General features: G+C 39.4%; 17 protein-coding genes and 1 tRNA gene. 11 read left to right on the plus strand and 7 right to left on the minus strand.

Annotation, left to right across the window (positions count from 1 at the left end):
- Together G3O08_RS20930 and G3O08_RS16210 are read left to right on the plus strand one after the other, a co-directional pair.
- A partial coding sequence (locus tag G3O08_RS20930; RefSeq protein ID WP_204336909.1) for a hypothetical protein occupies positions 1–199 on the plus strand: 199 nt, incomplete at its 5' end.
- Between the two features lie 633 nt (positions 200–832).
- On the plus strand, positions 833–1,783 hold the full coding sequence (locus tag G3O08_RS16210) for an L-threonylcarbamoyladenylate synthase (RefSeq protein WP_163286472.1): 951 nt from the start codon (positions 833–835) through the stop codon (positions 1,781–1,783).
- On the opposite strand, the gene G3O08_RS16215 is transcribed toward G3O08_RS16210, so the two are convergent.
- From G3O08_RS16215 to G3O08_RS16245, 7 genes are all read right to left on the minus strand, one after another.
- Positions 1,780–2,496: a DUF2490 domain-containing protein gene (locus tag G3O08_RS16215; protein ID WP_163286474.1), complete on the minus strand. Its 717-nt coding sequence runs from the start codon at positions 2,494–2,496 to the stop codon at positions 1,780–1,782. The two genes, G3O08_RS16210 and G3O08_RS16215, sit on opposite strands and share 4 nt — an antisense overlap.
- Entirely contained in the window at positions 2,480–3,223 is a 744-nt protein-coding gene (locus tag G3O08_RS16220) for a DUF4956 domain-containing protein (protein WP_163286476.1), read from the minus strand. The genes G3O08_RS16215 and G3O08_RS16220 overlap by 17 nt, the downstream gene beginning before the upstream one ends.
- On the minus strand, positions 3,207–3,989 hold the full coding sequence (locus G3O08_RS16225) for a polyphosphate polymerase domain-containing protein (protein WP_163286478.1): 783 nt from the start codon (positions 3,987–3,989) through the stop codon (positions 3,207–3,209). The genes G3O08_RS16220 and G3O08_RS16225 overlap by 17 nt, the downstream gene beginning before the upstream one ends.
- Positions 3,982–4,563, minus strand: a complete 582-nt coding sequence (locus tag G3O08_RS16230; RefSeq protein ID WP_163286479.1) for a hypothetical protein — start codon at positions 4,561–4,563, stop codon at positions 3,982–3,984. The genes G3O08_RS16225 and G3O08_RS16230 overlap by 8 nt, the downstream gene beginning before the upstream one ends.
- Complete coding sequence (locus G3O08_RS16235) at positions 4,560–4,946, minus strand: hypothetical protein (RefSeq protein ID WP_163286481.1); 387 nt, start codon at positions 4,944–4,946, stop codon at positions 4,560–4,562. The genes G3O08_RS16230 and G3O08_RS16235 overlap by 4 nt, the downstream gene beginning before the upstream one ends.
- A gap of 89 nt (positions 4,947–5,035) precedes the next feature.
- A complete protein-coding gene (locus G3O08_RS16240) occupies positions 5,036–8,299 on the minus strand; it encodes a CotH kinase family protein (protein ID WP_163286482.1) in 3,264 nt (1,087 codons plus the stop codon).
- Positions 8,300–8,376: 77 nt separating this feature from the next.
- Positions 8,377–9,561, minus strand: a complete 1,185-nt coding sequence (locus G3O08_RS16245) for a lamin tail domain-containing protein (protein WP_163286484.1) — start codon at positions 9,559–9,561, stop codon at positions 8,377–8,379.
- A 336-nt stretch (positions 9,562–9,897) separates the two neighbouring features.
- On the opposite strand from G3O08_RS16245, the gene G3O08_RS16250 reads away from it, so the two are divergent.
- The 9 genes from G3O08_RS16250 (at position 9,898) to G3O08_RS16290 (ending at position 19,902) form a co-directional block, all read left to right on the plus strand.
- Positions 9,898–9,971: transfer RNA gene (locus tag G3O08_RS16250), tRNA-Pro, on the plus strand.
- 64 nt (positions 9,972–10,035) lie between these two features.
- Positions 10,036–10,386, plus strand: coding sequence for a GIY-YIG nuclease family protein (locus G3O08_RS16255; protein ID WP_163286486.1), 351 nt, complete (start codon positions 10,036–10,038; stop codon positions 10,384–10,386).
- A gap of 588 nt (positions 10,387–10,974) precedes the next feature.
- Positions 10,975–11,877 carry a prohibitin family protein gene (locus G3O08_RS16260; RefSeq protein ID WP_239541293.1) on the plus strand — a complete coding sequence of 301 codons (903 nt, stop codon included), beginning with the start codon at positions 10,975–10,977 and terminating at the stop codon, positions 11,875–11,877.
- Positions 11,878–11,952: 75 nt separating this feature from the next.
- Positions 11,953–13,422: a sodium/proton antiporter NhaB gene (gene nhaB, locus G3O08_RS16265; protein ID WP_163286488.1), complete on the plus strand. Its 1,470-nt coding sequence runs from the start codon at positions 11,953–11,955 to the stop codon at positions 13,420–13,422.
- 40 nt (positions 13,423–13,462) lie between these two features.
- Positions 13,463–14,104, plus strand: a complete 642-nt coding sequence (locus tag G3O08_RS16270) for a leucine-rich repeat domain-containing protein (protein ID WP_163286489.1) — start codon at positions 13,463–13,465, stop codon at positions 14,102–14,104.
- A gap of 498 nt (positions 14,105–14,602) precedes the next feature.
- Positions 14,603–14,962: a type II toxin-antitoxin system RelE/ParE family toxin gene (locus G3O08_RS16275; RefSeq protein ID WP_163286491.1), complete on the plus strand. Its 360-nt coding sequence runs from the start codon at positions 14,603–14,605 to the stop codon at positions 14,960–14,962.
- Positions 14,922–15,281 carry a helix-turn-helix domain-containing protein gene (locus G3O08_RS16280; RefSeq protein WP_394352327.1) on the plus strand — a complete coding sequence of 120 codons (360 nt, stop codon included), beginning with the start codon at positions 14,922–14,924 and terminating at the stop codon, positions 15,279–15,281. Before G3O08_RS16275 ends, G3O08_RS16280 begins: the two co-directional genes overlap by 41 nt.
- Before the next feature lie 378 nt (positions 15,282–15,659).
- Complete coding sequence (gene sbcD / locus G3O08_RS16285) at positions 15,660–16,862, plus strand: exonuclease subunit SbcD (RefSeq protein WP_163286493.1); 1,203 nt, start codon at positions 15,660–15,662, stop codon at positions 16,860–16,862.
- Between the two features lie 4 nt (positions 16,863–16,866).
- Positions 16,867–19,902: an AAA family ATPase gene (locus tag G3O08_RS16290; protein ID WP_163286495.1), complete on the plus strand. Its 3,036-nt coding sequence runs from the start codon at positions 16,867–16,869 to the stop codon at positions 19,900–19,902.
- The last annotated feature ends 85 nt before the right edge of the window (positions 19,903–19,987 follow it).

The following is a 19,987-nucleotide window of genomic DNA, read 5'->3' on the forward strand; positions in this document are numbered from 1 at the left end:
AAAAAAGCCTAAAGCTGCGAAGCAGATTTATAGCTTGATTCCCTTATCGGATAAGGAAGGATCATTCGACCGAAGGGAGAATAATCCTAAAAGGTTGATTGAAATAAAAAAGCCTAAAGCTGCGAAGCAGATTTATAGCTTGATTCCCTTATCGGATAAGGAAGGATCATTCGACCGAAGGGAGAATAATCCTTTTTAGCCGCTAGCTGCAACATTCCTATTTCCAAATACAAAATTCACTGCACGAAATAAGTTTTAAAATGAAAAAAGCCTAAAGCTGCGAAGCAGATTTATAGCTTGATTCCCTTATCGGATAAGGAAGGATCATTCGACCGAAGGGAGAATAATCCTTTTTAGCCGCTAGCCGCTAGCCGCTAGCCGCTAGCTGCAACATTCCTATTTCCAAATACAAAATTCACTGCACGAAATAAGTTTTAAAATGAAAAAAGCCCAAAGCTGCGAAGCAGATTTAAAGCTTGATTCCCTTATCGGATAATGAAGGATCATTCGACCAGAGGGAGAATAATCCTTTTTTGCTCCAAGCCGAAAGCTGCAAGCCACTAACCTCGACAATGAGAATGTTTTTAGGTTAATTCCAAGAATTACATTTTTTGAATTTAAAAAAAGTAAATCTGCAATCTGAAAATATAAAAAAGACAATATATTGAGAGGCCAAGTGAAATATCTATCCGCATTGTAGATACCGCTTACGTATGCATTCCCGATGTTCGACGGAGCAGCACTTTAGGAGAGTAGTGATAGACTTTATAAGCTCAACGCATAATTGCAAATTGCCCAATCAAATCTATCTTTGCATTCACTAAAAAAACAAATGCAAACAGAAATAGGGACCGACCTCAACCTAAGCGCCAAACTTCTCAAAAGCGGAAAGTTGGTAGCTATTCCCACTGAAACGGTCTACGGACTTGCAGCCAATGGTTACGACTCTAAAGCCGTTACGGGTATTTTTGAAGCGAAAGGTCGTCCGCATTTCGATCCGCTTATTCTGCATATTGGTGATATCGCCCAACTGGATTCTCTTACCCTTAGTTTTCCTGAAAAGGCTAAAAAACTGGCAGAAGTTTTCTGGCCTGGACCCTTAACGCTTATTCTTCCCAAATCAGACTTAGTTCCCGATCTCGTTTCTTCCGGATTGTCAACTGTTGGAATACGAATGCCGCGACACGAAATGACCTTGGATCTATTAAAGTCTATCGACTTCCCCTTGGCGGCACCCAGTGCTAATCCTTTCGGGTATATAAGCCCAACCAGTGCCGGGCATGTGATGGATCAATTGAGCGGTAAAATCGATTACATTTTAGATGGAGGAGAGTGCTCGGTAGGATTGGAATCTACGATTGTTTCATTCCCGGAAGGTGAAGCCGTAATATTGAGAAAAGGAGGCATACCCATTGAAGATATTGAGTCGGTAATTGGCGAGGTAGCTGTGCAAACCACAGGCAGCTCAAACCCCGCTGCACCGGGCATGTTGGTCTCGCATTACGCTCCCCGAACACCGCTCCTATTCGGTGATATTAAATCGCTTATGGCCGAAAATAAAAATAGAAATTTTGCAGTTTTGGGTTTTTCTGAAACACATGGACAACCCGGAGAGGCCCTGAGCAAAGCAGGTGATTTGAGAGAAGCAGCGCAAAATTTATTTTCCTCATTGCGAAGGCTGGATACTGAAAATTACGAACTCATTCTCGCCGAGTCTATGCCCGAAACCGGTTTGGGTGTAGCTATAAACGACAGGCTACGTCGTGCAGAACAGCGGAATTAAAAACCGAGCAGTAAGCCTTGACTTCCAAAATTAAAGTCCATTCCTACCACAAAGAGTTGGGTAAGCTCCAAAACATTCCAGTGCCTGCTAGTCATCAGGTATAAATCCAGCACTCTGTTTCGCGCAAGCAATACATCTACTCCCAACTTAATTCTATGTCGGTCAAAACCCTGGTAAGCAGGCTCGCGTGCATCGCGAATCAAAAAACGAATATCTAAGGATACATATGGCTCGAATTTTCTATTAATCTTATAATTCACTTTAGATGTGTTTCGAAGATCCCAAGCGGGAGAAAATCCATATTCTGCAGAATAGTTGATGGTTCTTACCTCACTTTGTATTCTGGATCTGTTGGTAAATGTAAATCGTTGTTGATATCCGCGCAAAACCAAATCGCCCATAACCCTGTGGCGATGACCAAAAACTCCATCCCCTGTCTTGTTCAATATAAAGCGATAATTCAAACCAAAACGAAGCCATTGTCTTAATTCATAGTCGAGTGAAAATGTGGTATAAGATTTACCTACCTGCGTGGCATTTTCTTCAAGTCTAAACTCCTGTTCTATCGAAAAATCAATATCTTTTGATACATCTTTATTGAATGTTCCTGCAATCCAAACCCCAAAATCATTGGTAAGTTGTCCATAGGCAAGCGATGCGAAGAAAAATACCACTACTGATATTACAAGCTTGAGTTTATTTGTCTTTTCCATCTATGCCGCGGTAATATATTTTTAAGACGGCAGTATCGCGCAAAAAGTCGATTCGCTTTACATAAACTTTGTGGATATCGAGACCGGTACGTTGTTTTAAATCATTTATCAACTCGATATTACTTCCGGGCTTTATCAATTCAATCTTCTCATATTCAACCACTTTGACAAACTCAGGTTTGAAAAGGAGATTCCCTTCAATTAAGAATGCAAGAAGTAAAATTATAGAATTGATAAGGGCTATTTCAATCCAGGTTCCCATATTAATGGAAGTGATAAGACCGAAAGTTATCGAGATAAAAAGATAAGTCATATCTCTGGCCGATATGTCTTCGGTACGATACCTAAGCATGGCAAAGATGGCAAACAACCCAAAAGCGGCACCAATGCTAAAACCGGAATTGGAAGTAAGAAGAGTGGCGATTATAAAGATCAATAAATTGAACATGAAAAAGGTGAAGAAATAATCGCGTTGGGCATAGATTCTATAATATATAAACCTGATAAGCAAAATCATACTTAGCAAGTCAATAACCATACGCACAAAAAAGTCGAGCGTAAAAACATCGAGTCGAAATGCAAAGAAGTCGGTAGACGTCGAATTAATTGTGGCTTCCTGTAGTACATCTACTGGTGGGAGTTGCCCAATTGCACCAATCGCGGTGAGTAATAATACGATCACAGTCGTCACTTTTTTAATGGCAACCATTTCAATGATTTTCTTCATGTATAATTTTTTCTAATCGTCTTAAAGCCATCTTAAAGCGATTTGATTTTAAGCTTGGTTTCAACATGGTAAGGGCCAGGCAATATTTGCTCATGGAAGCTTCGCCCATACGCAATTCTCTCAGTCTGGCTATAATGGGAGATGTGAATTTATGATCTTGTTTTACTTCTAGAATCACTGCGCTCCCGAAGTCGGTTTCTTTATCATCTAATTTTGCTCTTATATTAAAGTCAAGAGAAAACCGCTCATCTCCGTCTTCGGCAATAAAAGCAATTCGGTGGTATTTAATGAATACTGATGGAACCAGACTTTTGGGATCTATATTCGTAATATTCTCCGAAAGAAATTCCATTCTCTCCATTTTTAGTGGAAAATTCAAATCAGCACATAGAATACGCGACTTGGCAGTACGCCCTTTATTGCTTTTGCGCTTTACTTCTAAAAATGTGGTGTGGGTGCGCGGATACGATCGGTATCTGATCTTATCACGGTTTAAAAATCCGCTGTGGTGCTTTCTGAAAAATAAGTAGTCTGCAGTATCAAAATAAAGCGAATCATAAGGCGATATAACTGATCCGGCAGCCTTAACAATTTTATAATCACCCTCTAAAGCTTTTAATACTTGGGGCACTTGGGAAATATGAAATGGAAATTTTCTATCAACACGATCCATTTGTGCGCCCTCTAAAAGGTCTTCAAGAGGCACTCGTTCAAAACCTTGGAGCGCTGCCATTAATTCAGATGAAATCAGTGCCGAATCATTCATAGGAATATGTTTTGATTTCAATCAATTCACCTGCGGCATTTACAGTGCGCTTTTCTTTTTTAAATCCCTTATTGTCGTACGAATAAGTTTCGGTTTGAACCAATTCTCCGTTTTTATCGGTCGTTGTTTCAGCCATTTCGTCTCCGTACTTATTGTATTCGTAAACCTTCTTTTCTTTCACTTCGCCTTTGCGGTTTAACTCGCTATCTTCCATCAAAATATCTTTTTCAAAAACATATACGTGGTGTTTATAGGCCGGCGTTTTTTCAATCCACTCCTTTTCTTGCGGTTCGTCTTTCAATTCCTCTACAAGTATTCCATTTTCATATCGGCGTATCTCACGTTTTTTAATATCGCCACTTTTTTGAAAATCAAGACGCTCTATCCATTCACCATCACTGTTATACGATTCTGTTTCAGAAATGTACGATTCGCTGGCTACACCGCCTTCATATTTTATAAGTGTTTCAATTTTTTTGGTAATGCCGTAGGTGCGCAATTTTTTCTTTGACTGTGCGAAAGACACAATCCCAAAACTCAAAAAAAGAATGCATAAAATTGATCCTTTTTTCATCTGATAACTTCGATAGTTTCGGTTATCACATTTTGTTTCTTTTCTGTGATTTCCAAATTTTTAATAATTGCTTCGTTTTGTCCCGGCACATCGCAATTTTCAGAAAGTGCATATACCTGATACTTACCTTTGCGTAAATATGGAAACCAGAAAGTTCCATCTGGCCCCGTTCGCACCCGCTCGAAATAGGAAGGATCATCGCCGGCTATGATATAAACTTCCTCATCTATGCCGTAATATTCGTCGCGCAATTCAGAGCAGTTGCCATTGTATTCTAAAACGTAAACCTTGCCTGTAATAGATGCTTGACCGCCTTCTCCGGGTTCCTTAGAGCAACCCATAAGAGTCAGACAAATCACTAGTGTGAAATAAATATTTTTCAAATTAAAGATTAATTGCAGTTTGGGCAAATATCGTAAAGTTAAAGGAATAGGTAAAGAATACTTAACACGAAATTAATAATTCGTTAAAATTAGCGGACAAGGACAATTGTACCGGCTTTTTCTGTAATTTCTTTTGTTACAGTATCTACATATCTTATAAAATACGCGTAAATACCGGGAGGTGCGTAGTAGCCTCCGCCATCTTTACTTCCATTCCATCCTTTGGTAATGTCTTCGGTATAAAACATTTCCTGACCCCAGCGGCTCATTATCGACAACCGAAAATCGTCTACATCGATTTCGCGTGCATATGCCTTAAAAAGATCGTTTACCCCATCGCCATTTGGCGTAAAGCTTGTAGGAACCCACACCGCGTGCAACCGCTCTTTAAAATGGGCGACAAGCTTGGTAGATGATGCCATTGTATAATTCTGATAAGGCACATCTTCGTCAGTTATTGGGAAACCATAAACTACCTCCCAACGATCGAAAGCGTACTTGCCACGATCTATTGCTTCTATAATAAATTTTTTATGGCCAAGTTGCTGTCGTTGATATGGAAAGGCGGTAACAATTGTATCTGGCAACTTTACCCAACCCACATTACGCGGTTCGGTATCAATTATCAAGGGATAGTTTGGCAGCTCCACATAGTTGGCAATTACTAAATCAGGACCCGAGAAAGTCATTTCCACATTGGCTGTATTCTCATCGGGATCAGGAACAGCAGAGAGCGTATACCAATGGCTAAACTCGTAGAATTCTTTAATAGGCGCTGTTGAAATTTTTATAGGAGTATTTCCTTGCAAAACGAGTGTTTGTTCGAGTTCTTCGAGGGTTTCATCACCTACCTTTATTTGTGCCACATCGGGTGGGCTCACGTCAAAAGTTACGTCGTATATAATTTCGAAGAAGTGAGCTGTAAGCGTGCCATTTTCATCGAGACTAAATTCTACCGGATTAGAATTTGAAGTTCCATTAAGGACAAAATCTGCTGTCCAGTTTTCAAATCCCCAGCCATCAATAGCTTGGCCCGATGCCTCATTAAGCGCACCTCCTGCAATAGTTACCGTTGCCGGAAAGGTGTCGTATAGGGTACCGTTAAGCGTGATCGTTCCTGAATTAGGAGGGGCAACATTCAGCGAAAGCGTATATTCAACATCTGGCACAAAGTGAGCCACCAGGGTATCGTTTGCTGTAAAGGTTACTACAATTTCCTCGTTGAGCTCATCGGGTGTAAAAGCCGTTCCGTTCGATGTCCAGTGCGAAAAAGTAAACCCGTCATTTTCGTCCGCATCAAATGGCGCGTTAATACCACCAAAATACGTTGCCGTAAAAGGAAAGTCTGAAATATCCATTGACGAGGTTTGAATAATTCCTCCTTCGGGCGGATCGGCCATTAGCGTAATTTCATAAGGGCCATCCAGCTCGGGATAACAATCCAGAAAGCCATCGTTTATCACCGCGCACCTTTCCTCAATAAAATCGTGAATATCCTGAACATTCTGCTGCCATTCGGCCATATTGCCTCCCCAGCGAGCTATATGAGCTGGCATTTCGGGTTCAATTAATGCCACCAAACTATCGAGATGGCTGTGCATAAATTCGCAAGTAAAAAAATTGCCCGACAAATCAGAGTAGCGATTGATATAATCGGCAAAAAATTCTTCATTAGTCAAAAGTGCATTCCAAATAGGTACATGTCCCTGACCTCCGGGATTTCCCAAAGATTCGGGATTGCACGGATCGGCATTTGCCGACTGATCTGGAATTCCGGTAAAATTTACATAATGCCCAAAAGTGGCATCCATATCCCAAAGAATGTAGCGCCATTTTTTCTTATCGCCATCCGGATTTCTTCCACGCCACCAACCGGTATTCCAGTTAAGCCAGTCAGAACAAACAGTATATGAATTTAAAATAAAATAATCTATTAGGCTACCTGTATTATACAAACCTTTTACGTATTGATAATTAGTCTGATCAGACATATCGTTGGCCAAAATATAATCGCGTAAATCGTTCCAATCATCGGCAGATCCATACTCTTCCCAAGTACCTCCCCAGGTTTTAAGGAAATCAACATCGCCAGTTCCCTGATCGTAATAATGATCTGTAAAATCCAGATCATCAACCTTTTCTCTAATTTCATACACCCCCCAGTACTGCCCATTTACATACATTACGCAGGGTTCATACGTACGCTCATCCATGCGTAAGTCTGCCACTTGCGAGAGTGATTGAACGTATGCATCGCGAATATGTGCACCCCCATCTTCGAATGGGTAATTGTCACTCGCTGCAGCTTTTAAAATCAGACGTTGATATCCATTTCGATCTTTTGAAGGAAAAATAGGGTAGTCTAACTCGTTTCCATATCCGAATTCGTCTTGAGTAATGTAATCAACTCCTCTTTGATCGTAAGCCCATGAGTCATTTCCGTGCTCATTGTATTCTCCTCCGGCTTCCGCCAATAAAACTCCGTTTTTATCAAACAATTCAAAGTGCCCTACCGGCTCTATCTGGGTTCCATTCACCAATACCTCCACTTGATTGCCACTTATGGAAACAATGGGAATTTGGTGCGTATTATTCACGAAATAGGTATTTGTTTCAACAAATCCCGGAGGTGTATTGGGGTCATTGCTTATTGCTCTTGCTCTTAATACAGTAGTAGCACTAATATCAATAGGGCCTGTATAAAGAGGCGAAGCAGCAATCGGCACACTCCCATTAGTTGTGTAGTGAATATCAACCAGAGCAGAAGCGCCTGTAATCGTAACTGACACCGAACCAGTATAATAGCCTGGATCTGTATCTATTGATACTTCGGGATATTCATTTCGGGCATCCGCATTCGCAGCTCCTGGAGTCGGCGTTGTGAAAACACTCCATGTATTTGCTCCATCTGTAGTTCTGCCACGCGAATGATTTGTTTGATTTGGCGTAAGAAGAAGGTAGGAATCTACAATAGTACCACCCGCATCAGAGAGCACCGCCCCTTCTTGTTTTGCCTGCGTAATTTTAAAGTCTGCGTGAACATTCCCGCCAACAAACTCGCCACGGCCTGATGCATAAATCAACAAATATCCATTAGCCGGCACAGAAACACCTGCAGGAATCGACCACTTCATGGGTTCAAGCTCATTGTCGCTAAGAAAATAACCATCAAGGCTAAATGCGGTGGCAGAGGTATTATACAACTCAATCCAATCTTCGTAATCACCGTAATTATCTACTGTACCGCCACCGGCAAAATTTGCGGCACTCACCTCATTGATAACTACTTGAGCATACGATTCGAAAGATATAAAGCCCAGAAAAAAGGCGAGAATCAAAATTTTGGTTTTCATAAGCAGGCTTCGGTAAAAAATAAAATTGCAGGTTTCGGGTTATTGACGTCGAAATCTAGCAAAAAGTTGTATGGAAATCAATACACAATTAGCTTCGTGCTATAAGTTTCTGAACGAAGAATGTAAATGCCCGGATCAAATCCTGACAGATTAAGATCAGCAGACCCCCCATTGACCTTTAGCGTATTAACCAATCTCCCATCTATGCCGTAAATTTGGATATCCTGAACATCTTTTTCCACTAATTCAATACGGACAAAATTACGTGCCGGATTTGGGTACAACTTAAAGTCGGCCACAGCATTTATTTCACTTACAAAAGTAGCGTCTCCATTGTATTCAGAAAAAGTAGGAATCATGCAGACGATGGGGCCTGTGCCATTGTCAAAACGGCCTTCCGAATCGTCCGGAATTTGAGTACCAAATCGCACGTAATCAACTGTAAGTGTATCGGAATTTGAAAGCAAAAGATCATCTCCGTCAGACCCAAGCTTGAAAAAAGTATGGAGACCCGGCTCTTGCAGACCCATGTCGCACCACACAATCAGGTAAGAATCTGGTTCGATAATGGTATCCGGAAAAACGAACAGCGTAGGATCGCCAATTTTATCACTTAAAAAATAACCCGTCATGTCGATCGGCTCATCGCTATTATTGTAAATCTCTACCCAATCTTCGTAACCGCCCCATTGGTCTTGAGCTGTTGACTCGTTAATTGCCTGATATTCATTTATAACCAGTCCTAAATTTACCGAATTGGTATTGTGGTCGTTAAAGCTTGGAATCAATCGTACAAAAGGCCCATGCCCACTGGGATACCGACCAACCGTAATATCATCGGGTGTAGGTCCGAAACGCACATAATCAAGCGAAGTAGAGTCGGGATTATAAAGGCCGAGCTCCTCGCCCGAAGCGCCTAGCCTAAAGGAGGTATGCAAACCTTCCTGCTCTATCTCTCCGTCGCACCAAACAATGAGAAAACCATCTGCATCAATTACCACATCGGGAAATACATACTTTGTTCTATCACCATGATTATCAGAAAGGAAATAACCTTCCATATTGATGGCTTGATCGCTGCTATTGTAAATTTCTACCCAGTCGTCAAATTCACCATTTGGATCTGCAGCTGTTGAAGTATTTGCAGGCATAAATTCGTTAATTACGAGCTTACCGAAAAAAGGCTCGCATTGCGAAAAGGCATTTGTACATAAAAAAGTTATGGCTACAGCCAATGTAAGCAATTTGTAGAGTGGTTTCATGGTTGAAAGATATAAAATACAATGATAATTAATTCGACCGATCAAAAAAAGTCTTAAATATCAGGAAAGTTCAATTCCCAAAGTCTTTCAACTTGTTTCTTCGGTTTCAGGGTTTTGATTGTCAATCCATCCATGAACATCCAATACCTGATCTTGCAGCTTAAGATTAAGAATGAAATAACTGATTGATTTGTTGCAAATACTTGCTAAACAAAGCTTTCAAAACAATCAGAAATATATTTTTACTGATAGTTTGTTGATAGATGAATAAATTCTATATTTGCGCTCCCAATTCGGGATATCAATGCAAATTGACTACCGAAAAAGAAACACCTTCGGGGTGTAGCGTAGCCCGGTATCGCGCCTGCTTTGGGAGCAGGAGGTCGTAGGTTCGAATCCTGCCACCCCGACTTTATAAGAGCTGTCTCATTGAGGCAGCTCTTTTTTTTGTCGTGTTTTTCGTAATTTCATGCCATGGTGGTATATATCCTTTACAGCAATTCCATCCAGCAATTCTACGCCGGATCCAGTGCTGATTTTGATAATAGGCTAATTCGACATAACGCCGGTAGATCAAAATCAACCAAAAAAGGGATTCCTTGGCATGTAGTTAGAATTATACATTGTAAATCTCGATCGGAAGCTGTTATACCAGAAATAAAAATTAAGAAACGGGGAATACAAAGGTGGTTATTAGATAATATGAGCGAATTCCGAGAGAATAGAGAAATATCATATCTCAATCTATATTGTATTTTAAATGCGTCCCGCCGAAGGGGGAAGGTCGTAGGTTCGAACTTAGCAAAGCGTTTTCACGACCGCTAGGGAGTAATCCTGCCACCCCGACAACCATTAAAACCCAACGTTTTCAACGTTGGGTTTTTTGTTTCAAATATCCACGAAAGCTTGCTTTCAAGTTGATATTTGAAACAAAAAACTAGTCGTGCATTTTCGCACGACATAGGTTTTAAAGGTTGTCTCCAAATCCCGAGACTAGGATCAGCGACGAAGGAGCTAATCCTGCCTTACATTTTACATGTTCAAAACGCCGAATTCAAAGGCAAAAACAATGAATAAACCCGGGCGAGAAGCCCAAAGAAAAAGTCCCTCGTCCCGATTTCTTCGAAATCAAAAACGAAGACGCGAAGCGACGACAGAAACATACGACCACCAAAAAACTAGTCCGCATCTTCACGGGAGGTAGATTTAACAAGTTAATAGCAAGACCTGCGTATCCCAAATTCTGATCGCATTAGCGCAGCTAAATCCATAGAGTTGCTGAGAGATCAGACCAATGCCCCTCTTTTAATGAAAAAATTAACGAATAAGCCTACTCCCTCTCAAAGCCTCCTCGACCTTCAATTTAGATCCCAAACTATCAGATACAGATTATCAAGACTTTCGTGAGAGATTATGCTCAATCAAGTGGGTAAAGTCAACTCAAGCCAAAAATATTTAATACAAATCATTAATATGTTTTATGTATTTATTAGTATTGATATACTCATGCTTATGTATTTTTGCAAAAAAACTAAAGCGATGAAAACGATATTAAGAAATGCATGTATTATTTTATTGGCGGCATCTACCCTAAGTTGTGTTACAATTCGACAAGGAAATGTGGGCGTAAAACGAACGCTAGGAAAGATTGATCCGGATTTCATGGAACCGGGAGCTCGTTTATACAATATATTCGCTACCAAGATAATTACCGTTCCTGTTCGTACTGAAAACATAGAAGTAACCTTAGAACTTCCCTCAAAAGAAGGTTTAAATGTAAAAGCGGACATCTCCATTCTCTACCATATTGAAAAAAGCAAGGCAACAGAAATTGTAGGCGAAATAGGAATGGATTATGAATCAACCATAATACTTCCGGTGTTTCGAGCCTCTGCTGCTGATGTGACCGCCAAGTACATGGCAAAAGATATGCATACTGGCAATCGATTTGAAATTGAAACAGCGATTAAGGAACAAATGATGAAAATTATCGGTAGCCGCGGATTTGAAATTGAAGCTGTATTGATGAAAAGCATTCAACTACCTCAAGGATTATATAAAGCTATCGAAGAAAAATTAGAGGCGGAACAAGATGCTCAGCGCATGGAGTTTATTCTACTCAAAGAAAAGCAGGAAGCATTGAGGAGAACTATAGAAGCGGAAGGAATAAGAGATGCAAACCAAATTATTTCTGAAGGATTAACGCCTCAGATTATTCAATACCAAACCATTGAAGCATACAGGGAGCTTTCAAAATCGCCCAATGCAAAATTGATCATTGGCAATGGCCAGCAGCCTATTTTATTAGAACCTTGATCCTATCCTCCATGAAATAAATGATACAGGTAGATTAGAGTTGCATCAATTGAATAGAGTATTTATCACGAAGATATGTTAAGAAATTTTCTAGGGAATAGCCCAATATGGTTTAAGGTTACAATGGTCTGTTTTCTGATTATAAATGTGGTTTCCTACTATGTTTTAGGACCGGTAATAACCGCATGGCTTTTTATAGGAGAATTCATTTTTACGCTTGCAATGGCTCTAAAATGTTATCCGCTTCAGTCAGGCGGTTTATTAGCCATTCAAGCCTTGCTCTTAGGTCTTACAACGGCTGATACGGCCTACTATGAAGTAAATCAGAACTTAGAAGTAATTTTACTTCTGGTTTTTATGGTAGCAGGAATTTACTTTATGAAGCCCTTACTCATGTTTATGTTTAGTAAGATTTTCACTAAAATAAAATCCAAACTTCTTCTTTCAGTTCTCTTCATTTCCTTATCAGCTATTTTATCCGCTTTTTTGGATGCACTTACAGTAATGGCTGTTTTAATAAGTGTATCAGTTGGCTTTTACGGAGTCTATCATAAAATTCATTCCGGATTAGAAGATTACAATAAAAATGAAATTCCCGACAAAGATGAACTAAGCGGAAAAACGTTAGCACAATTCAGAAGCTTTTTAAGGAGCTTAATCATGCATGGGGCGGTTGGAACAGCTCTTGGGGGAGTTTGCACACTTGTTGGAGAACCTCAGAATTTACTGATCGGAGAGCGGATGGGTTGGGATTTTGCGGAGTTTTTCTTTCGCATGGCACCCATTACTATTCCCGTATTTTTTTGTGGCTTAATAACGACTGTAATTTTGGAACTAACAGGATGGTTTGGTTTCGGAGCAAAACTACCAACCGTAGCACGGCAAATTATTCAAGAATATATTGCAAAAGAAGATAGTGAAAGAAATCAAAAAGAGAATTATGCTTTATGGGTGCAAGGAGTGGCGGCCGTTTTACTTATCACTAGTCTGGCATTACACATTGCTCCTGTTGGATTTATTGGCTTAGGATTGATCATATTTCAAACTGCATTCATTGGCATTACCGATGAACATGCTTTAGGACATGCTTTTAAAGAGGCTTTGCCCTTTACAGGACTGTTAGTTGTTTTCTTTGTAATTGTTGCAATGATTCACGATCAGCATCTGTTCTCTCCAATTATACAATGGGCGTTACAGCAAGAACTCGATAATCAACCAGTTTTGTTTTATGCTGCCAACGGAATATTATCAGCAATCAGTGACAACGTTTTTGTAGCGACCATTTACATCAGCGAAATTAATAAGGCTTTTCAAGGTGGTGCAATTGACAGAATGCATTTTGAAAAATTAGCCATCGCTATCAATACCGGAACAAATTTACCAAGCATTGCTACCCCAAACGGGCAGGCTGCATTTTTGTTCTTACTTACTTCCTCTATTGCTCCTCTTATTGGCTTATCCTATGGAAAGATGGTCAAAATGGCCTTTCCATATACCATTGTGCTTGGAATTGCAGGATTGTTAGGAGTTATGCACTTTCTATAATTCAACTGTAAATAACATTGTAGATATAAATAGTACTAATATGAAAAGTAAAATAATAGTCTTGATTAGCCTCATATTTGGATTTACGAATTTCAATTGGGCCCAGGACAGCACCCAGTACAAATTTCAATACGACAACTTACAAGAAGCCTTAAAATTTCCCGAAAAGGTTCTTCGTTTAGATCTAAGCAATCAAGAGTTAGATTTTTCACCTGTTCTTTTCAAAAAATTCGTCAATCTGCAATATTTAAGTTTAAAGAATGACCATTTTGATGAGCTCCCTAAAGAGATTTTAGAATTAGAAAGTCTTAGAATCTTAGATTTGAGTGGCAATGACTTTACTGAATTACCCGAAAACTTTTTCAAACTTAAAAATTTGGAAGAGCTTTATTTGAATGATGAAAAAAACATGAATCTACCTAAGACATTAAATACCCTTAGCAAACTCCCCAATTTAAGAGCACTCCATTTAGAAAATGATGCATTGAAAGAAATTCCGATTGATATTTCTAAGCTTAAAACATTAGAAGCTTTATACTTAAATGGAAATGAAATAGAAACCATTCCCTCAATCGTTGAGCAAATGGATCGGTTAAAGTACTTGGAAATTTATCACAACCGCATCAAGCCATCTCTTCGGCTGAATAATGATCCGAAAGGAAACATGATTATTAAATTTTAAAGGGATCAGGTTTAATTCGAATTAATTTTGGAATTATTTCAGATGTGGTATCCATTAAAATGATTTCTTCGGAGCTCATTAGTAGTTGGTGATTAGCTTCTAAAATCAAGGATAGATTTTTCCGAGGTGCTAATAGCATTGGCAAAGTCATATTCTTTTGCAATTTTCGACTTTTGGGTCGGCCTGTGCGGTTTGAAAGCATGTGTGGTTTTAAGGTGTCGGCAGTTTCTTTACATTATCCATTCTAAGTGGCTATACTTTTTTTCAATCCGTTTCCAAAAACCACCGCTCCAATCCGTCATAAACGTAGGCTGCCAATCTTCGGGAAAGTCTATTAAAACAGCTTCAATAACAATTTTTTTTTGATAAAATCCGCTTCGTTTAACCGACTGTTGACAGAAATAGAACAAAAATTATCTGCAACAAAGAAAACTCCTAAATTTTCCCATTTCTAATATAATCCGTGTATCTTCGCATGGAAACATTCAATGATTACGAATGAATAAATTTGAAGTAATATTTTTGACTGAAGCTAAAGAATTTCTTTTGAAATTAGATGAAAAAAGTCGTCACAAAGTAATCTTCAATATTGACAAGGCAAAAATTAAGAATGACAAAGAGCTGTTTAAAAAACTTATAGGTGCAATCTGGGAGTTCAGAACGTTGTATAACAAGACTCATTACAGAATTTTTGCTTTTTGGGACAAAGAAGACAAGGTGCAAACGTTAGTTCTGGCAACGCACGGGATTATTAAAAAATCGGACAAAACTCCCCAAAAAGAGATTGATAAAGCAGAGCGAATCAGATTGAGATACTTTGAACTTAAAAACAAAAATAAAAATGGCACCACAAAATAATGAATTAGAAATGTTCACTTTTGACCAAATTAAGGATGAATTTATTGGCGAAATTGGAACCGAAAAAAGAATACAATATGAACAAGAATTACAGCTTGTGGTTGTGGGCGAAATGATTCGTAAAGTTCGACTTGAGAGAAAAATGACCCAAACAGATTTGGGGAAATTAATTGGTGTGCAACGTGCGCAAATTTCGAAGTTGGAAAACAATACCACAAACGTGACAATGGAAACTATATTGAAAGTCTTTGGAGCATTGAAAGCAAAAGTGAACTTTAACGTTGAGCTTATGAATACCAAAATTCAAAGCGCGGGGTAGAACAAATTACAACCTATTTAGTGTGATCAAATTTCAACAGCTTACGCTCTTAGAAATATTGTAAAAATTGCTCGGCTTTTCATTTCAACAGCCGATTTTTCTCTATTGGTACAATTAAAATGAAGAAGTCAGATTCTATAGAAATAAGTGAAAACGATGGAATGACTTTTCACAAAGCGCACTATGTACTATGAGGCAGATACTGATAGCTACAAAGATGTAGTGATGCAATATAATTTTGACATCAGGGTCAGTTTAATGAATCTATTGATCCTTTTGATCGCGTCATTTTGGCAAATAAATACAGCACAGTGGGACAAATGCTAAAGACCGACCACCGTATTATTATAAATTTACAGCTCTAACTAATTCTCACCAATGAAAATACTCCACACCTCCGATTGGCATATCGGAAAGCAGCTACACAAATATGATCTAAGTCCAGATTTAGACTTGTTTTTTGAATGGATGATCAATTACATCAAATCGGCAAACATTGATGTACTCCTTATTTCCGGCGATATTTTTGATCAGGCCAATCCATCTCAAGCAGCTTACAAACAGTATTATGATTTATTGAAAAATCTAATCAACCTGGATTGCAAAATAATTCTTACCGGTGGAAATCACGATTCTGCGGCAGTGCTAAATGCGCCGAAAGAATTGCTCAGGTCATTTGACATTACGGTGATAGGCGGAGCTACCGATAATGTGAGTGAAATGTTTGTGGAGATTGATAAAAATGGGGAGAAGCTGGTCGTAGCCGCTGTCCCATTTTTGAAAGATCGCGATATCCGCAAATCGGTGGCGGGCGAAACCTACGCAACCAAAATCGAACAGATTAAATCTGGACTGGAAACCTATTTTTCAAACATCAATCGTTATTACCAAGAGCATTTTTCAGGCGAACCGTTTATCGTAATGGGTCATTTATATGTTCAGGGAAGTACCATGTCTGATAGCGAACGTGATATTCAAATTGGAAATCAGGCTGGAGTTGAGGCGTATATGTTTGAAGAAATTCCGGATTATGTTGCCCTAGGCCATATTCACAAACCGCAGCTTATTTCGCAAACGCAGAAAATTCACTATTGCGGATCTCCTATTCCGCTTAGTTTTTCAGAAAGGAAAGATCATAAGCAAATCAATGTTATTACGATTAAAGATCAAGCGATTACAGATGTTGAAATTGTCCCTATTCCAAAACACCGAAATCTCATCACTTTTGAAGGAAACTTGCAAGAGGTAGTTGGTAAATTGGAAGAATACTCCGAGGAAACCACCTTAAAGTCTTTGGCTGAAATTATGGTAAACGAAGAAGTTGAAAGCATCGAAAGACGTCAGACTTTTGAAGAACTGATTAATTCGCAGCCCAATGCGCATCTTGAAATTGTGAAGTCGCGTCTCAATTTTAAGAGTAAAATCCGCGGTGCCTCAGATGCCTTTGCGGTAGGAACTGATGTGGCTGACGTAACCCCCATGCAGATGTTTGAGAAGAAGCTCGAACTGCAAAGCGGTTTGGAAAATACCGATGAGTTAAAGCTTGCCTTTCGGGAAATATTGCAAGAACTGAATCTTTAAACCCATGCAGATTAGAAAAATACGTTTTGAAAACATTCACTCTCTCAAAGGTGCCCACGAAATTGATTTTGGAGATGGCATATTGGGTGAAGCCGGTTTATTTGCCATAATTGGCCCAACAGGCTCTGGAAAATCGACGCTGCTTGACGTGATTACATTGGCGATTTACAACCGAATAGCGCGCGTAGATAAAAGCATTTCCAACACTGTTTTGGAAGATGATGGTGGCATAATGACGCGCAATATGAAGAGCTGTTTTGCCGAGGTGGAATACCGGGTAAAAGGAAAAGACTACCGCAGTCATTGGTCGATAGAGCGCAACCGGAACAACAATTTAAATGCGCGCAAACAAGAGATTGTAGAAGTGGCCACCGGAACCATTATAGACACCGGCACAAAAACTCCTGACAAAAACGAGGAAATAATTGGCTTGAGCTATGACCAATTTGTGAAGGCTATGGTGCTTTCGCAGGGAGAGTTTAGCAAGCTGCTTCAGGCGCCGCGAAACGAGCGCAATAAACTTTTGGAAGACATAACAGGAGCAAGATCTTATCGTGAAATTGGAAGAGCGGTATTTATGCGATATGCCGGCCTCAAAAAGAAGGTGGAATTAAAAGAAGCCGGCCTTGAAAGCATTGAATTACTCACTCCTGAAATAGTTGACCAGAAAAAATCTGAATTAAAAACACTAACCGATTTAAAACCAGAAGTTCAAAAATCACATCAGGAGTATTTAGCGAAAATCGCCACACGGAAAGAACTCACTAACAAGAAAGAAGAACAAAAACAATTAGAGATAAATCAGATAAAGCTTAAAGAACTTTATGCAAATTTCAAACCTCAAAAAGAAAAACTTGATAGACATGAAAAGCTTGTAAAATACAGTGACGATCTGCGTGATCACAATTCGATTTTAAAAGATTTAAATAGAACGAAGGAAGAGCTAGAAAGCATCAATAAGACAAAATCAGAAGAGGAAACGAAGCAAATTTCCTTGATTGAAAAAGCATCAAAACTCCTCGCTACAAGAATAGATATTGATTCGGCTCATGAAAAACTAGAAGGATTTAGAGATACGATTTCCGGCTTACAATCGCAGGAAAAAGCCAAGCAAGGAGAAGCCGTTTTGTACCAAAATCAGGTTAAGACACAAATCCGAAAAATCAATGATTCCGGATACCCATTGGCGGAAGCCGAAACCCCTGCCCTATTAGCAACGGAAGTTGAAGACTTAGTGCATCAAGTTAATGCGCGCATAGAAACTTCGGGATTGACATCGCTTGAAGACTTAAATCAAAAATCGGAAGAGCTCAAAGTCGCAACCGAAAAATCTCGAGATCTACTTACCAAAAAACAAGAGGAAATACGCTTACAGAAAGCGATACAAACGCACAGTGCACGCTTAAAATCAGGCCAGGAAACTTTAGACACTGATTTGAAGAAAGTGCCGGAACTGGAAAAGGAGATTTTAGTTGTTGAAAAAGAAATAGCGCATTTAGCGAAAACTGTTGAGCACCAACGGAAACATCAAAGTCTGGAAGATCACCGCGCCGAATTAAAACCCGATGAACCCTGCCCGTTGTGCGGATCTCTGGAACATCCGTATGCTTTAGAAAATCCAAAGTTTGATACAAAAGAAGAGCTCCTAAAAGACAAGCGAGATTTGCTAAAAACCAAGAGTGATTTGCGCATTCGGATAACCGAAAAAAATAAGTTTCTTGTGGAGGAAATCGCGCGGATTGAATCGGAAATGCAAGGGGTGGCAAAAGAAGAGAAAGCAAATCTGGAAATTATGGAAAACCTTGCGAAAGGGTTGAAATGGGATTTTAAAGAATCTTTAGATGATTTGCAGAATAGGCGATCACAGTTAATAAACTCGCAGAAAAGTCTGGAAAATACGAAGCAGGCTTTTCAAACCAAATCTCTTATTGGTGACATGACAGAAAGCTTAAAAAACTGGGATTTTACGCTACAGAAATATCGTGAAGTGAAAGAGAAACGGGAAAAGCTGTATTCGGGAACGGATATCAGTCAAGTTACCAATCGATTAACGACAGACCTTACCCGCACGGCGACCAGTATTTTATCCACTAAAAAACAACTACACGAACTCGGCGAAAAGCTAAAATCGTCACAAACTCAAAAATCGGAGAGCCTCAAAAAAATAGATGAAATTCTGGTAAAAGAGAATTTAGAAACCATAGAGCAGTTGCAAAAAGGCATTCTACCGGAAGAAGAGGCAGACAAATACCGCAAGAGAAATGCGCAATTAGAAGATGGGAAGGCTCGCCTGTCTGAACAAGAGAAAAATCTTAAAAAAACACTTGATGATCTTCTGCAAAAAGATGATGATATACTAAGTGATGAAGCTTTGAATGAATTATTTAAAGACGCTGAAACGGCATGGAATAATCTCTCGCTGAACATTGGAAAAATAACCCAAAGTCTGGATGATGATCAAAAAACCCGACAGCGTCAACAAACCGTTTTGGATGAATTGAACCGATTAAAAAAAGACCTTGCTTTGTGGAAAACGATGAACGATTTAATCGGTGACTCCAACGGAAATAAGTTCTCAAACTTTGTACAGGACTTAACGCTTGAGCAGTTAATAGGATTTGCAAATAAACGCTTGGAGGAATTCAGCGACAGGTATTTATTAGACATCCCAACTGCTGATGAAGCTGACAAAAGCGACACCCTAAAAGTGTTTGACAAGTACATGGGAAATGCACGCCGCTCGGTGCGCACCCTATCGGGCGGTGAAACATTTTTGGTGAGTTTGGCCATGGCTTTTGCGCTCTCTGATATCGCCTCGCGAAATGTAAAAATTGAATCTTTGTTTATCGACGAAGGTTTTGGAACGCTCGATCCCGAAACCCTCGATCAGGCCATTACCATTCTCGAAAAAATGCAAAATGAAGGCAATAAATCTGTGGGAATAATCTCGCATGTGGGTGCGCTTAAAGAGCGAATTACTACCCAGATTCAATTGGAAAAAAGCAGTTTGGGGTACTCTACGATTCGGGTGGTTCAATAAAAACATGTAATTCATACCTGTTTAACACTGGCTTCATAGGCATTTAAGTTTGGTCTGATTATCAACAAACTAAACAAAATATAGC

It is taken from the genome of Cryomorpha ignava (genome assembly GCF_010686655.1).
Lineage (GTDB): Bacteria > Bacteroidota > Bacteroidia > Flavobacteriales_D > Cryomorphaceae > Cryomorpha > Cryomorpha ignava.

Coding starts and splice junctions, on each gene's coding strand:
- G3O08_RS16210 (WP_163286472.1), top strand. CDS start 833: ATGCAAACAGAAATAGGGACCGACCTCAACCTAAGCGCCAAACTTCTC.
- nhaB (WP_163286488.1), top strand. CDS start 11,953: ATGTTAAGAAATTTTCTAGGGAATAGCCCAATATGGTTTAAGGTTACA.
- G3O08_RS16245 (WP_163286484.1), bottom strand. CDS start 9,561: ATGAAACCACTCTACAAATTGCTTACATTGGCTGTAGCCATAACTTTT.
- G3O08_RS16290 (WP_163286495.1), top strand. CDS start 16,867: ATGCAGATTAGAAAAATACGTTTTGAAAACATTCACTCTCTCAAAGGT.
- G3O08_RS16215 (WP_163286474.1), bottom strand. CDS start 2,496: ATGGAAAAGACAAATAAACTCAAGCTTGTAATATCAGTAGTGGTATTT.
- sbcD (WP_163286493.1), top strand. CDS start 15,660: ATGAAAATACTCCACACCTCCGATTGGCATATCGGAAAGCAGCTACAC.
- G3O08_RS16255 (WP_163286486.1), top strand. CDS start 10,036: ATGGTGGTATATATCCTTTACAGCAATTCCATCCAGCAATTCTACGCC.
- G3O08_RS16225 (WP_163286478.1), bottom strand. CDS start 3,989: ATGAATGATTCGGCACTGATTTCATCTGAATTAATGGCAGCGCTCCAA.
- G3O08_RS16275 (WP_163286491.1), top strand. CDS start 14,603: ATGAATAAATTTGAAGTAATATTTTTGACTGAAGCTAAAGAATTTCTT.
- G3O08_RS16270 (WP_163286489.1), top strand. CDS start 13,463: ATGAAAAGTAAAATAATAGTCTTGATTAGCCTCATATTTGGATTTACG.
- G3O08_RS16240 (WP_163286482.1), bottom strand. CDS start 8,299: ATGAAAACCAAAATTTTGATTCTCGCCTTTTTTCTGGGCTTTATATCT.
- G3O08_RS16220 (WP_163286476.1), bottom strand. CDS start 3,223: ATGAAGAAAATCATTGAAATGGTTGCCATTAAAAAAGTGACGACTGTG.
- G3O08_RS16230 (WP_163286479.1), bottom strand. CDS start 4,563: ATGAAAAAAGGATCAATTTTATGCATTCTTTTTTTGAGTTTTGGGATT.
- G3O08_RS16260 (WP_239541293.1), top strand. CDS start 10,975: ATGCTCAATCAAGTGGGTAAAGTCAACTCAAGCCAAAAATATTTAATA.